Annotated in this window: 13 protein-coding genes; 10 read left to right on the plus strand and 3 right to left on the minus strand. The window is 52.6% G+C overall.

The window, feature by feature from the left end; translation table 11 throughout:
• Nucleotides 1-25 precede the first annotated feature (25 nt).
• Nucleotides 26-661, minus strand: a complete 636-nt coding sequence (locus tag H924_RS04255; protein WP_015650722.1) for an SAF domain-containing protein — start codon at nt 659-661, stop codon at nt 26-28.
• Between the two features lie 15 nt (nt 662-676).
• Nucleotides 677-1,252 (minus strand): 5-formyltetrahydrofolate cyclo-ligase, encoded by a 576-nt coding sequence (locus H924_RS04260; RefSeq protein WP_015650723.1) that lies wholly within the window; start codon nt 1,250-1,252, stop codon nt 677-679.
• 72 nt (nt 1,253-1,324) lie between these two features.
• Between H924_RS04260 and H924_RS04265 the strand changes: the two genes are divergently transcribed.
• The 7 genes from H924_RS04265 (at nt 1,325) to H924_RS04295 (ending at nt 7,532) form a co-directional block, all read left to right on the plus strand.
• Nucleotides 1,325-2,260, plus strand: a complete 936-nt coding sequence (locus H924_RS04265; protein WP_015650724.1) for a UTP--glucose-1-phosphate uridylyltransferase — start codon at nt 1,325-1,327, stop codon at nt 2,258-2,260.
• A 27-nt stretch (nt 2,261-2,287) separates the two neighbouring features.
• Nucleotides 2,288-3,547, plus strand: coding sequence for a molybdotransferase-like divisome protein Glp (glp, locus tag H924_RS04270; protein ID WP_015650725.1), 1,260 nt, complete (start codon nt 2,288-2,290; stop codon nt 3,545-3,547).
• Nucleotides 3,544-4,215 carry a GNAT family N-acetyltransferase gene (locus H924_RS04275; RefSeq protein WP_211208119.1) on the plus strand — a complete coding sequence of 224 codons (672 nt, stop codon included), beginning with the start codon at nt 3,544-3,546 and terminating at the stop codon, nt 4,213-4,215. The genes glp and H924_RS04275 overlap by 4 nt, the downstream gene beginning before the upstream one ends.
• 92 nt (nt 4,216-4,307) lie before the next feature.
• The gene (sepX, locus tag H924_RS04280; protein ID WP_015650727.1) at nt 4,308-5,231 is read left to right on the plus strand and encodes a divisome protein SepX/GlpR; all 924 of its coding nucleotides are present in this window, start codon (nt 4,308-4,310) and stop codon (nt 5,229-5,231) included.
• A gap of 50 nt (nt 5,232-5,281) precedes the next feature.
• Nucleotides 5,282-5,689, plus strand: coding sequence for a DoxX family protein (locus H924_RS04285; protein WP_015650728.1), 408 nt, complete (start codon nt 5,282-5,284; stop codon nt 5,687-5,689).
• The gene (locus tag H924_RS04290) at nt 5,682-6,347 is read left to right on the plus strand and encodes a zf-HC2 domain-containing protein (RefSeq protein WP_015650729.1); all 666 of its coding nucleotides are present in this window, start codon (nt 5,682-5,684) and stop codon (nt 6,345-6,347) included. Before H924_RS04285 ends, H924_RS04290 begins: the two co-directional genes overlap by 8 nt.
• A gap of 21 nt (nt 6,348-6,368) precedes the next feature.
• Nucleotides 6,369-7,532, plus strand: a complete 1,164-nt coding sequence (locus H924_RS04295) for an alpha-amylase family protein (protein ID WP_015650730.1) — start codon at nt 6,369-6,371, stop codon at nt 7,530-7,532.
• On the opposite strand, the gene H924_RS04300 is transcribed toward H924_RS04295, so the two are convergent.
• Nucleotides 7,519-9,078 (minus strand): dolichyl-phosphate-mannose--protein mannosyltransferase, encoded by a 1,560-nt coding sequence (locus tag H924_RS04300; protein WP_029703890.1) that lies wholly within the window; start codon nt 9,076-9,078, stop codon nt 7,519-7,521. The genes H924_RS04295 and H924_RS04300 overlap by 14 nt on opposite strands.
• 47 nt (nt 9,079-9,125) lie before the next feature.
• Between H924_RS04300 and rsmI the strand changes: the two genes are divergently transcribed.
• The 3 genes from rsmI (at nt 9,126) to metG (ending at nt 13,790) form a co-directional block, all read left to right on the plus strand.
• Nucleotides 9,126-9,971: a 16S rRNA (cytidine(1402)-2'-O)-methyltransferase gene (rsmI, locus tag H924_RS04305; RefSeq protein WP_015650732.1), complete on the plus strand. Its 846-nt coding sequence runs from the start codon at nt 9,126-9,128 to the stop codon at nt 9,969-9,971.
• A gap of 151 nt (nt 9,972-10,122) precedes the next feature.
• A complete protein-coding gene (gene betP / locus H924_RS04310) occupies nt 10,123-11,907 on the plus strand; it encodes a glycine betaine transporter BetP (protein ID WP_029703892.1) in 1,785 nt (594 codons plus the stop codon).
• Between the two features lie 50 nt (nt 11,908-11,957).
• A complete protein-coding gene (gene metG, locus H924_RS04315; protein WP_015650734.1) occupies nt 11,958-13,790 on the plus strand; it encodes a methionine--tRNA ligase in 1,833 nt (610 codons plus the stop codon).
• The last annotated feature ends 77 nt before the right edge of the window (nt 13,791-13,867 follow it).

Raw genomic sequence — 13,867 nt, forward strand, 5'->3', positions numbered from 1 at the left:
TCCATTTTGGGCAGGTTTATTAATATCAGCTCGCTCTTTCGCCGCTGAGAACCACGGCGAGTGGGGAAGTGAGTGAAGTAGCTGCAACTTCTTCGGCAATGGATTTTGGCAAAGCGATCAAAATCGTTGCGGGATCTTGGTCGCTCACTAAGATTACCTTTCCACCTGCTGCGATGGTGTGTGCTTTGCCACTTATTGGATCCTGGGAAACTACTGAAATTGTGTCTCCATGGTGAAGTAAGGGGATAACGGAGGGGTCTGCAAGTTTGAGGGGAACCATGTTGACTTCCTCCTCAGGAAAATTATTTGTGACATTGCCCACAAATGAATTAATGAGGTCCGTACCCAGGAATCTGGGAGTAGTGGCAATCTCTCCGGAGCTAAGGCTAGAGGCTGCTATCAAACCGATGGCATGCGTTGGATCGCTAAGCGCATTTTGGGGCACTAGAGCATCTGGAATCGCCGCCAATCCTACATCTGCTGCGGTAATTTCAGTCCCGGCTGGCACATCACGTTGCATGACTACTACCTGGGGATCTGAGGAGAGCATTGATTGGGTGCCCAAGAGTGCAGCTGTTGCAAATAATAAGGCTGCTAAAAATCGTCTAATAAATAAGGTGCGACGCCACCCGGGAGTGGTGAGAATATTTTTTAAGTCCATACTTATTTGGACTGTCTAAAAGGCTCCTAGGTTCCGAATCCCAGCGGGGGTAATGATTACGTGGACGGCACGATCATGTTCTTCAACGGGGATGTCATCGCGAATTTCTCCACTAAAGAGGAGAGTAACAACTTCAGCCTTGACTCCGGTAGCAAGAGCGCGATCATAAAAACCGCCACCTTTGCCCATGCGGATGCCAGTGGGGGTAGTCGCCAGTGCGGGGGCAATGATTACATCGCAAAAGTTCAATGCTTCGGGGCCAAGCCGCGTGCCGGTGGGCTCGAGAATGCCAAAAGCTCCGGGGCTCAATTTGGAAGGACCCTCATAAAGCGCCCAATCCAAACGCCTATCGGAGAGGGAGACTGGCAGGATTAGGGCGGAAATTCGCGCGTGGACTGCGTCGATAAGCAAATTACCACCGGGCTCGATGGAGTTAGGCACATATGCTGCCACCCGTTTTGGCCGCTTAGCGGTCAAATAGTGAGTGAGATTTGCAAGGAGCATTTCATTTTCTTTGGCGCGGTTCATAGGATTCATGCCAACGCGATTTTTGAGCAATTGGGCGCGCAGCTCTTGTTTGGACTGGCTCATACTCACAAGGATATCCCTTATTTTCGGAGGGGCACGCCTAAGCTCAATTGCGCTGCGGGTACTGTTGTCTGCATGAGTTTGCCTATCGATGAGCACGTCAACGCAGTCAAAACCGTTGTGGTGCCAGCTGCGGGAATGGGAACCCGATTCCTGCCGGCTACAAAAACCGTGCCCAAGGAGCTGCTTCCGGTTGTTGATACCCCCGGTATTGAACTAATCGCCGAAGAAGCCGCAGAGCTCGGGGCAACCCGCCTCGCGATTATTACTGCACCCAATAAAGCGGGTGTCATGGCGCATTTTGATAGTTTTCCAGATTTGGAAGCAACCCTTGCAGAGCGCGGAAAAACTGCGCAGGTCCAGAAAGTTCGCAGAGCTGCCGAGCTTATCAAGGCAGTTCCGGTAACTCAGGACAAGCCTTTGGGCTTGGGCCATGCTGTTGGTCTGGCGGAGTCCATTTTGGATGATGATGAAGATGTCGTCGCTGTAATGCTGCCCGATGACCTGGTTCTTCCTACCGGCGTGATGGGTCGTATGGCACAGGTGCGCGCAGAATTCGGTGGCTCGGTATTGTGTGCCGTAGAGGTTGCTGAGGATGAAGTAAGCAATTACGGCATCTTTGAAATTGAGGCCGATACCGCTGAAGATGATGTGAAAAAGGTCAAGGGCATGGTGGAAAAACCCGCTATGGCCGATGCCCCCTCTCGTTTTGCGGCTACCGGTCGCTACCTGCTTGATCGCCAGATTTTTGACGCCCTGCGTCGCATTACCCCCGGGTCCGGCGGCGAGCTGCAGCTCACCGATGCTATAGATTTGCTTATCGACGAAGGACACCCCGTGCATATCGTGGTGCATAAGGGCAAGCGCCACGATTTGGGTAACCCTGGTGGATATATTCCAGCCTGTGTTGATTTTGGATTGTCTCATCCGGTTTATGGTGCGCATTTGAAGCGAGCCATTAAGCAGATTTTGGCGGAGCATGAGGCAAACGACGTTTCTGACGTAAAATAGCTGCCTGTTCCGTTAAGGAGGACCGTAGTGCGATCAGTCGAACAACAGCTTTCCATTGTCACCCAGGCAGCGGTGGCACCTGAACCTGTGCGAATTGCCATTGCTGAGGCATTGGGCTTGATGTGCGCAGAAGAAGTTCAGGCAACCCGTGCGCTGCCAGGTTTTGCTCAAGCAGCGATTGATGGATACGCGGTCCGAGCTGTAGATGTGGGCGGTGAAAAATCGCTCAGCCGCGAGCTGCCAGTAGCCCCACCGGAGAAATCTCTGCCGGTGGTGGGTGAAGTTGCCGCGGGCTCTCAACAGCCTTTGCGCTTGCAGCCTAAACAAGCCGTGCGGGTGCAAACTGGTGCGCCTTTACCCATGCTTGCCGATGCCGTTTTGCCAATGGCATGGTCTGATCGCGGCTCCAAGAGAGTTACCGCGCAGCGTCCGGTTCGCTCTGGCGAATTTGTGCGTAAAGAAGGCGATGATATTCAGCCAGGCGATATCGCCGTAAGTTCCGGAGCAATCTTGGGTCCTTCCCACATTGGCTTATTGGCTGCTGTGGGCCGTTCCAAGGTGTTAGTTTATCCGCGTCCCCGTATGTCGGTTATCTCTGTTGGTGCTGAGCTGGTTGATATTGATCGCCAGCCAGGACTTGGCCAAGTCTTTGACGTAAATTCTTATTCCCTCGCTGCTGCAGGTAGGGAAGCGGGTGCCGATGTTTATCGTTATGGCATCGCAGCCGGCGAACCACGCCGCATTAAAGAAATTATCGAGTCCCAGCTGCTGCGCGCTGAGGTAATTGTGATCACCGGTGCAGTCGGTGGAGCGGGCTCTGAAGGTGTGCGCGAAGTACTGCGTGAACTTGGAGAAATTGATACCGAACGCGTAGCCATGCATCCAGGTTCCGTCCAGGGATTTGGTCTGCTGGGGGAAAATAAGATTCCTTGTTTCCTGCTGCCCGCTAATCCTGTTGCCTCCCTGGTGATTTTTGAGACCTTTGTACGTCCTTTGATCCGTATTAGCTTGGGCAAGAGCAATCCCACGCGCCGGGTGGTGCGAGCACGTGCGCTTAATCATGTGGCTTCAGTTGCTGGCCGTAAGGGATTTATCCGTTCCCGCTTGATGCGCGATGCCCAAACTCAGGATTATTTGGTGGAAGCTTTGGGCGGCGCTACCGGTGCTCCTTCGCACCTCTTGGCTGGTTTGGCCGAGGCTAATGCCATGATCCGCATTCCAGAGGAAGTTACTGAAATCCGTCCTGGCGATGTGGTTGATGTGATCTTCTTGGCGCAGGGTAGATAAGCGTGGTCGAGGTGTTAACACAGCGAGCTGTGCACCATAGACATCCGGGGTGGCCCGAGATAACTCCCACCGTCACTTTATTAAATGGTGGGAGGCTAAGGCTGCGGCCTTTAAAGCGTCGCGATTTCCGAGCCTGGTCGGATCTACGGATGAAGGATATGGAGTTTCTCAAACCCGTGGAGCCCACCGTGCCCAGTACGTGGAGCGAGGCGCATTCGCGTTTGGCTTGGTGGGATAATGTGAGTTATTTGCTTAAGGCAGCCCGTCAAGGTTCGGTTGTGCCCATGGTTATCGAGCTTGATGGTCGTTTTATCGGGCAGTTGACCATCGGAAATATTCAGCACGGAGGCATTTCTGATGCCTGGATCGGCTATTGGGTTTACAGCGGAGTAACCGGGCGGGGAGTGGCCAGCGCGGCCTGCGCGCTGGGCGTTGACCACGCTTTTCGACGCATCGGTCTGCACCGTTTAACCGCCACTTATTTACCCAGCAACCCGGCTTCGGGGCGCGTTTTAGCCCATAGTGGATTCCGCGAGGAAGGCTTTTTGAAGCGTAATCTACATATTGATGGGAAATGGATGGATCATCATTTTGTGGCAATTTTAGCCGATGATTTTTCTACCACTGCGGTGGAAAGATTAATCCTTGATGGCCGTTTATTGCGCTAAACCCGGCGTGGCAGTCCTTAGGGTTCCTTGTGAAAGGTTAACCTCGTTACAGTTTTAACTCGCACCCGTCTCGGAAGGTTAGGTGCTTTAAAGTGTCCGGATTCTTGGTAATCGGCCTTATTGTTGTGGTGTGGCTCGTTGTGCTCGCACCGCTTGTTTTGCGTACCCAAAAGCCAATCTCCAAAGCTGGAGAAGCCTTTGATGATACCCGCGTGATTTTGGAGGGTGGCAGTAATGTGCCAGCCCGACGACGTCCACGTCTGACGCAAGATACTGCCTCGGAAGAGGTGGACACCGCAGAAGATGATGAGGACTATGAAATTGTAGATTCTCCAAGCATCTTCAAGCACCGCAAGGAAGAGCCTGAAGAGGTGGAAGAACCTGTCGAGGAAGTCATCGAAATGCTCGATGAAGAGTGGGATGATGACCTCGATGACGCTTATACCTCTCCGCTAGACCATATGCACCCTGCTGCACGTGCACGTGCCCTCGAGGAATACCAATCCGAGGAAAAGCTGGAAGAGGATCTCCAGGACACAGATGTTTCTGCAGAGTTGACTCAAGAGGATGTAGAGTTCGCCGAACGTCGCCGAGGACGTGGCTACTATGATCCCCAAGCTGATCGGGAATTTGCACAGTCCCAATATGCGCGCCGTCAAAGGACGTTGTTGGGCCTTAGCGCTGTAGTTGTAATCAGCGTCATCCTGGGCTTTGTTGTGGGTGGCTGGCTGTGGGCACTGCCTGTTGTTTCCCTTGCTATGACTGCTTTGTACCTCACCGCTTTGCGGAGCCAGGTGCGTGCAGAAAATGAGCTGCGTGCGCGTCGAATCCGTCGTCTGCGCCGTTCGCGAATGGGCGTGCGTCATTCTGAGGACCTGCCTTCTCGTTTGCGTCGTCCTGGTGCAGTGGTACTTGAACTTGATGATGAATCCCCAGATTTTGAGAATCTGCCAACTCTGCTGCAGGTTGAAGAAGAATATCCAGCACCACGCTCTATTAACCGTCGCGTAAGTTAAATCTGTCCTGAACTAAGTCTCTGTTTGAAAGCTGGGGTAGTCTGTCACACATGGATAAACCAGTCGTGAGGGATGCAGCCCTGCTGATTTTTCGCGCTGTGCTTGGCGTTATTTTTGTGGCTCATGGGTGGGAAAAGCTCTTTATTGCCGGGATAACCAAGACCACAGGACAATTTTCTGCATGGGGCGTTCCACAACCAAAGCTATCTGCATGGATCACCGCCATCGCCGAATTGCTGGGTGGGGGATTGCTAGTGGTGGGTTTGCTTACCACCTTTGTGGCAGGCGCAATGGCTTTGCTTATTGCCGCTGCAATGTATTTTGTGCACCTGGATGCGGGATTTTTTATTAGCGAAGGCGGCATTGAATATCCTTTGCTGCTGGTGGTCTCCCTTTTGATGATTGTGGTCTTCGGATCCGGACGCGCCAGCGTTGATGGGGTCTTAACCCGTGGTTGACTGTAGTTCCATTCAGGCAGCTCTTTCCGCCCGACTTGATGGTGAACCTGCAGGTATTGAGGATGAGATTATTGATGCTCACCTTGCCAACTGTGAAGACTGCCGAAACTTCTATGATCAGGCAGCACAGCTCAACCGCTTAATTAACTTTTGTGCCGTTCCACCGCCTGTCACCCCGAATCTTTCGGAGATTATTTTGGCGGAGGTGGAGCCTGCTTGGCGGCGCCATGCCAACGCCCGCGTTGTATGGTCAATTCTCTCGCGCACCGCGCTGGTGGTTTTGGCACTCTTGTACCTCGCCTGGGGCATTAATATGCTCGGCGAGGCGACGTCGATAAGCATTCAAGAAGACCCACTGAGCTCGCGCCTGATTGCAGAGGGGGCTGCCCTGCGCATTGGTTTGGCAGCTGGGCTGGGCTTTGCGGCGTGGAAACCGCAAATTATCGGCGGTCTTTTGCCGGTGGTGGCCACCATGTGGACCTTCAGCATGGGCTTTGCGGCGCAGGATCTGGTTTTTGGACGCGCTGATTATGAAACCCTTTCCGCGTTGGGATTGCTCTTTATCTCTACCGCGGTGCTTTTTGCTGCTTGGATAAATTCGCTGGGTAATGGGGCATTGCGGCGTACTTGGCGCTCAATTAACGCCACTCCTGCTTAAATAACCCCTAAGCTGGGCGCTATGAGCTTTGCAGAACACGCAATTATCTGGCAGGTTTATCCGCTCGGCGCCGTTGGTGCGCCCATTCGCCCGGCAGCCCCGGAGCCCCTGGAACATCGCCTGCCCACGCTTGAAAAGTGGCTGGACTATGTGGTGGAGCTGGGCTGTAATGTGCTGTTGCTCGGCCCAGTTTTTGAGGCGCTGAGTCACGGTTATGACACCCTAGATTTTTATCGTGTTGACCCACGCCTCGGCGATCAGGGAGATATGACGTCGCTGCTAGATGCAGCGCAGCAGCGTGGCATCGGGGTGCTTTTCGACGGAGTGTTTAACCATGTCTCCAGCTCTTCTAAATATGCTCAGTTGACCACTGGCAATTCCTTTGAAGGCCATGAGGCTCTGGCCGAACTTGATCACGAAAACCCCGAGGTAGTTGAACTAGTGGTGGATGTGATGAACTACTGGCTCGATCGTGGCATTGCGGGTTGGCGTCTCGATGCCGTTTATGCCACCAGCCCCAAATTTTGGGCCCAGGTAATTCCACGGGTGAAGCAACGCCATCCTGACGCTTGGATTATGGGGGAGATGATCCACGGCGATTATGTGGCTTTTAGAGCAGAATCTGGCATTGATTCCATTACCCAATATGAACTGTGGAAGGCCATTTGGAGCAGCATCAAAGAAAATAATTTCTTTGAATTGGAATGGACATTGGGCCGCCATAATGAGTTCTTAGAATCCTTCGTGCCCCAAACTTTTATTGGCAACCACGATGTCACCAGAATTGCCTCACAGCTTGGCCAAGAAAGAGCAGTGCTGGCAGCAGCAATCTTGTTCACCGTTGGGGGTACGCCAAGTATTTATTATGGTGATGAACAAGGCTTCAGTGGGGTGAAAGAAGAAAGGGAAGCGGGCGATGATGCTGTGCGCCCACCCCTTCCGGAGGAGCTATCGCCACTTGGTAAGTGGATTGAGGATAGCTATAAGGCGCTAATTTCGCTGCGCCGCCAACATCCTTGGCTGCACCATGCTCGCACTGAGATTCAGGAGATTGAAAACCAAAAGCTCACCTACCGAGCAGTGGCAGATGAGCAGTGGATTGAGGTGCAGCTAGATATTGAGCATCCCTCGGTCCGCATTAGTGATGCAGCAGGTACTGAGCTTTTTAGTTTTAGCGCCAGCTAGGTAGCCACATGAGGGATTCATAGACAGAATCTGGGATGACATAGCCATAAAACAGCGGCGAGAAAATAAGGAACATGGTCAGCACCACGGCCACGTACACAACCACAATTATCGAGCCACGTGTCAGCCCAGATTCCATCTTGGTGCCGCGCTGCCATAATTCGCCACAGGCCAGCGCCAATAAAACAATGGTAAATGGCACTAGGGCAGTCGCGTAGAAGAAGTACATTTGGCGATCATAGGCTGCTAGCCAGGGCAAAAAGCCAGCTGCAAAAGCTACCAGCGGAACAAGGTATCCGCGGTTTTTGCGGATGATTAAAGACCACAGAGCCCAGATAATCACCGGCACTGTGAGCCACCAAATTGCTGGGGTGCCAAAAAGGTAAATCATGCGACGGCAGCTGCCACCGATTTCACAAGAGATATCAGTGGAGGAGAAATAAAGGATAGGTCGGCCTGCCACCAGCCAAGACCACGGCTTGGAATCCCAGGGGTGGCTATGGCCAGAAGACGTAGTCAAAGAGCCATGGAACTCCAAAACGCTGATGTGATAGTGCAGCCAGCCAGCAATAGAATCAGGCAGAATCTGCAAAAATGAGCTGCCTGGAATAGTGCCATCTTCAGCGGCGTGGCGGTACACGGAAGTCTCAGAGGCAAACCATGCGCGCCAGCTCCAGATATAAAGCAGCACTGGCACAAGAACTAATGAGGCAAGGGCCGGGAAAACATCAAACCAAAAGGTTCCTGCGATATAGCGCCGCACTCCATAACGTTTACGCAGCCACATATCCAAAAAGACGCTGAGTAGCCCAAAGAATGCGATGTAATAAAGCCCAGACCATTTCACCGACAGTGCCAAGCCAAGGAAAATTCCGCTACTAAAACGCCACCAACGGAAGCCAAAACGCGGTCCAAATTCCATGGGCTTAGGGTTGTCACGAACATGGTTATGGATGCGGTGATGCATCTGCTGGTGATCGCGAATTAAAGCCCAAGCAGCAAGAACAATAAAAAGCACCTGGAAAATATCCAGCATGCCAAAGCGGGAGCTTACTAATAACACTCCATCTGCCACTGCCAAGATTCCGGCGATGAAGGTGATTACCGTAGATCCGCTGAGGCGGCGAGTAATCGCCATGATGCCGAAAATAGTAAGCGTGCCAAAAAGAGCTGCCATAACGCGCCAGCCAAGGGGAGAGTATCCAAAAACCCACTCGCCAAGAGCTTCGATCTGCTTGGCTAGGGGAGGGTGGACTACCAGGCCATATCCCGGGTTTGATTCAATGCCACCGGTTACTGGATTAATCCATGAGCGCACCATATCCCAGGCTTGGGGTACATAGTGCTTTTCATCAAAAACTGGGGTGCCCGAGGCTGTTGCGCTGCTCAAACCAATAAACCTGGTGAGGATGGCAAAAAGCGCAATAATCGCCCAGGTGTAGCTATCTAGACGGGTCCACTTAAATTTTGGGGGTGCCGGCGGACAGGACCCAGCGAACATTCCGCGGTCCCGTCCCTGTTCACGAATAGCTAGGACTTGGCTCACTCGGTTGATTGTAGAGCCTTGGAGCAAAATTGTGGGAAGCTATATGCATGCATGTTGCTGAAATTACTTTGCCCACCGGAATTATTATCGCGGCTACTCCGCTCGGCAACATTGGGGATGCCTCTCCGCGTTTGGCCTATGCGCTAGCTCATGCCACCGTGGTGGCCGCTGAAGATACTCGCCGCACCTCCGCCTTGGCAGCTGCTTTGGGAGTGGAAATTTCCGGCCAATTGATTTCCAATTTTGACCATAATGAGGTGGCGCGCGTGGAGCGCCTTATCGAGGCAGCACACACCGGAACTGTCTTGGTAGTTAGTGATGCTGGTATGCCGGTGGTTTCTGATCCTGGCTTTGCCCTCATCGACGCCGCTCATGATGCCGGAGTCCCGGTGACTTGTTTCCCCGGACCTTCAGCAGTTCCCACCGCCTTGGCACTATCTGGATTGCACGTTGGCAGATTTGCCTTTGATGGTTTTGCACCACGCAAGCAGGGGGCACGCCTCGAGTGGCTCGAAACTCTCAAGACTGAAAAGCGCGCTGTATGTTTCTTCGAATCACCCCACAGAATTCAAGACACGCTTGCCGACGCCGCTCTCGTCCTTGGTGACCGCCGTGCAGCTGTGTGCCGCGAACTGTCTAAAACTTATGAGCAAGTTAAGCGTGGCACTTTGCCAGAGCTAGCTGCTTGGGCTGTTGATGGTGTGCGTGGTGAGATCACCGTGGTCATCGAGGGAGCGGGTGCAATTGAGGTTGATGTTGAGTCGCTAATTGGTGTTGCAGAGGAGCGAGTTGCAGCCGGCGAAAGATTAAAAGAAGTTTGTGCAGACCTGGCTAAAACCTATGGAGTAGGTAAAAAAGACCTCTATGATGGCGTAATTTCTTCCCGAAATTAGAGATCGTTACACTATTGTGACCTTCATATAGGTTTTTAGGGCGCTTACTGCGGGTTAGTGCTGTCACGAAATTATCAAGATGCCGCATTTCCCATCCGTTTAAGTGGTTTTGGGTTTGCTATATAGGTTCTATCCAGCCACAGTGGGTTATATGACTACATCTGACCCAAATTCCAAACCGATCGTGGAGGATGCACATTCAGAGCAAGTCACCGCGACCGAGGAATTGGCTGGACTGCTGAAAAACCCCGATGTGGGCGAGCAACTAGCGGATTTTGAAGAAGAAATTGTCTTTGAAAGTGAAAGCGAGACGGCTTCACTTGATTGGACCGTAATTATCCCAGCGCTGGCTGTTGTTTTGGCAACGGTGGTCTGGGGCATTGGCTTTAATGAGAGCTTTTCCAAAGTGGCTGGATCCGCATTGGGATTTGTTGTAAACAATCTAGGTTGGGCATTCGTCCTCTTCGGCACAGTATTCGTATTTTTTGCGATCGCCATCGCGGCCAGCAAATTTGGACAAATACGCCTTGGGCGAATTGATGAAGCACCCGAATTTAGGACAGTGTCCTGGATTTCCATGATGTTTGCTGCTGGCATGGGCATTGGCTTGATGTTCTACGGAACCTCCGAACCCTTGACTTTTTATCGTAATGGCGTGCCTGGACACCAGACACATGAAGTTGGCACTGCGATGGCATCAACCATGTTCCACTGGACGTTGCATCCCTGGGCTATTTACGCAATCGTCGGTCTTGCCATTGCTTATTCAACTTACCGAGTTGGACGAAAGCAGCTGCTAAGCTCCGCCTTCGTTCCTCTTATTGGTGAAAAGGGGGCTGAAGGCTGGCCTGGCAAGCTCATTGACATCCTGGCAATTATCGCCACTGTTTTTGGTACTGCATGTTCTCTTGGACTTGGCGCCATGCAGATTGGCGCGGGTCTTTCAGCCGCCGGAATCATTGAAAGTCCAAGCCAGTGGACTGTGCTGGGCATTGTGAGCATTTTGACCTTGGCTTTTCTCATCTCTGCGGTTTCTGGCGTGGGCAAGGGAATTCAATATCTTTCTAATGCCAATATGATCCTCGCTGCACTCCTGGCCATTTTTGTTTTTGTGGTTGGCCCGACCATTTCCGTCCTCAACCTCATCCCAGGTTCCCTCGGAAACTACCTCTCCAGCTTCTTTGAAATGGCTGGACGCACCGCCATGAGTGCTGATGGTACTGCCGGTGAGTGGTTAAGCAGCTGGACCATCTTCTACTGGGCATGGTGGATTTCTTGGTCCCCATTTGTAGGAATGTTCTTGGCTCGAATTTCTCGAGGTCGCAGCATCCGTGAGTTTATTGTCGGAGTGATGCTAGTTCCAGCCGGCGTATCCACCGTGTGGTTCTCCATCTTTGGAGGCACGGCCATCGTCTTTGAACAAGACAGCAAGTCAATCTGGGGTGAAGGCTCCGCGCAAGAGCAGCTCTTCGCTTTGCTGCACTCCCTTCCAGGCGGTCAGATCGCTGGCATTATTGCGATGGTGCTTTTAGGTACCTTCTTCATTACTTCCGCAGACTCTGCATCTACCGTTATGGGAACCATGAGCCAGCGGGGCAGCCTCGAACCAAATAAGGGTGTTACTGCTGCCTGGGGCATTGCTACCGCAGCTATTGGTTTGACCCTTTTGCTTTCTGGTGGTGATGATGCGCTCAATAACCTTCAAAATGTCACCATTGTGGCGGCAACGCCATTCCTCTTTGTGATCGTCGGATTGATGTTTGCGCTGGTCAAAGATCTCAGCAATGACATAATTTATGTCGATTACCGTGAGCAAATGAAGTTCAATGCGCGCTTGGCGCGCGAGCGCCGAGTGCACAATGAGCACCTCAAACGCGAGCTCGCCGCTAAACGACGCCGTGAACGACAGGCTCAGCGCGTCTTAAAGCATCGCTAAGGGCAACCTCGATACCCCTTAAAGGCCGGGCATAAATTAAGGTGTAAAGCATGACGAAGAACGTGCTTGTATCTGTTGCCTGGCCGTACGCAAACGGACCCCGCCACATTGGACATGTGGCGGGGTTCGGCGTCCCCTCTGACGTGTTCGCAAGATTCCAGCGAATGTCCGGAAACAACGTCCTCATGGTTTCAGGCACCGATGAGCATGGCACCCCACTTTTGGTGCAGGCCGACAAAGAAGGCGTAAGCGTTCAGGAGTTGGCTGATAAATACAACCGCCAAATCGTAGAAGATCTTTCCGGTCTGGGCTTGTCCTATGACCTCTTCACCCGCACCACCACTTCCAATCACTACGCAGTTGTGCAGGAGCTCTTCCGTGGGCTTTATGACAACGGCTACATGATCAAGGAGACCACTCTTGGTGCAATTTCACCTTCAACTGGTCGTACCCTGCCAGACCGCTATATCGAAGGCACCTGCCCAATCTGTGGCGCTGATGGAGCTCGTGGCGACCAGTGCGATAACTGTGGTAACCAGCTAGACCCTTCCGACTTGATCAATCCTGTTTCTAAGATCAATGGTGAAACCCCCAACTTTGTAGAGACCGAGCACTTCCTGCTTGATCTTCCAGCTTTGGCTGAAGCACTTACCGAGTGGCTTAAGGGCCGTGAAGATTGGCGCCCCAACGTACTTAAGTTCTCCCTCAACCTGTTGGAGGACATTCGTCCCCGCGCAATGAGCCGAGATATCGACTGGGGTATCCCAATTCCAGTTGAGGGTTGGCAGGATAACAACGCCAAGAAGCTTTATGTGTGGTTCGACGCGGTGGTTGGCTATCTCTCTGCATCCATCGAATGGGCTTACCGCAATGGCGACCCAGAGGCATGGCGTACCTTCTGGAATGATCCAGAAACCAAGTCCTACTACTTCATGGGCAAGGACAACATCACCTTCCACTCCCAGATTTGGCCTGCCGAACTACTCGGATATGCAGGTTTGGGTTCTCGTGGCGGTGAGGTAGGAGACCTCGGGGTCCTCAACCTACCTACCGAGGTTGTGTCCTCTGAGTTCCTTACCATGTCCGGATCTAAGTTCTCCTCCTCCAAGGGCGTTGTTATCTACGTCAAGGACTTCCTTAAGGAATTCGGAGCAGATCCATTGCGCTATTTCATCGCGGTGGCTGGACCAGAGAATAACGACACCGACTTCACCTGGGATGAATTTGTCCGTCGCGTGAACAACGAGCTGGCCAATGGCTGGGGCAACCTGGTTAACCGCACTGTCTCCATGGCTCATAAGAACTTCGGTGAAGTTCCAGTTCCTGGCGCTTTGGAAGAAGCCGACCAAAAGATTCTGGATCTCGCTACCGCTACCTTTGAATCAGTTGCTGCCAACCTGGAGCAGTCCAAGTTCAAGGCCGGCATCACCGAGGTCATGCACGTGGTTGGCGAGGCAAATGCCTACATTGCTGACCAAGAGCCTTGGAAGCTGGCAAAGGATGACACCCAGCGTGAGCGCCTTGCAACCGTATTGTGGACTGCTCTGCAGGTAGTTTCTGACTGCAACACCATGCTCACCCCATACCTGCCTCACACCGCGCAAAAGGTACATGAGACCCTAGGCCGTGATGGTATTTGGGCAGCCAGCCCCCAGATCGTGGAAGTCAAAAATGATTCCCCACGTTTGCCAATCGGTGTGGGACTGCCTGACCCTGAGCACACCTACCCAGTGATCATGGGTGACTACAAGACGCAGCTGGCCAGGTGGGAGCGTATCGACGTAGTACCAGGAACTCACTTGGAGAAGCCAGCACCACTGATCGCCAAGTTGGATCCAGAACTTGGTGAAACCGGCCCAGAGTGGGCACCAGTTCAGAAATAATTACTAATAAGGCAGGTCACTTGCGGGTGACCTGCCTTTTTGGGTGAATGGGGGTAGGAGGGGGCCGTGATGTCCCA

The sequence above is a fragment of the Corynebacterium callunae DSM 20147 genome, from assembly GCF_000344785.1.
Lineage (GTDB): Bacteria > Actinomycetota > Actinomycetes > Mycobacteriales > Mycobacteriaceae > Corynebacterium > Corynebacterium callunae.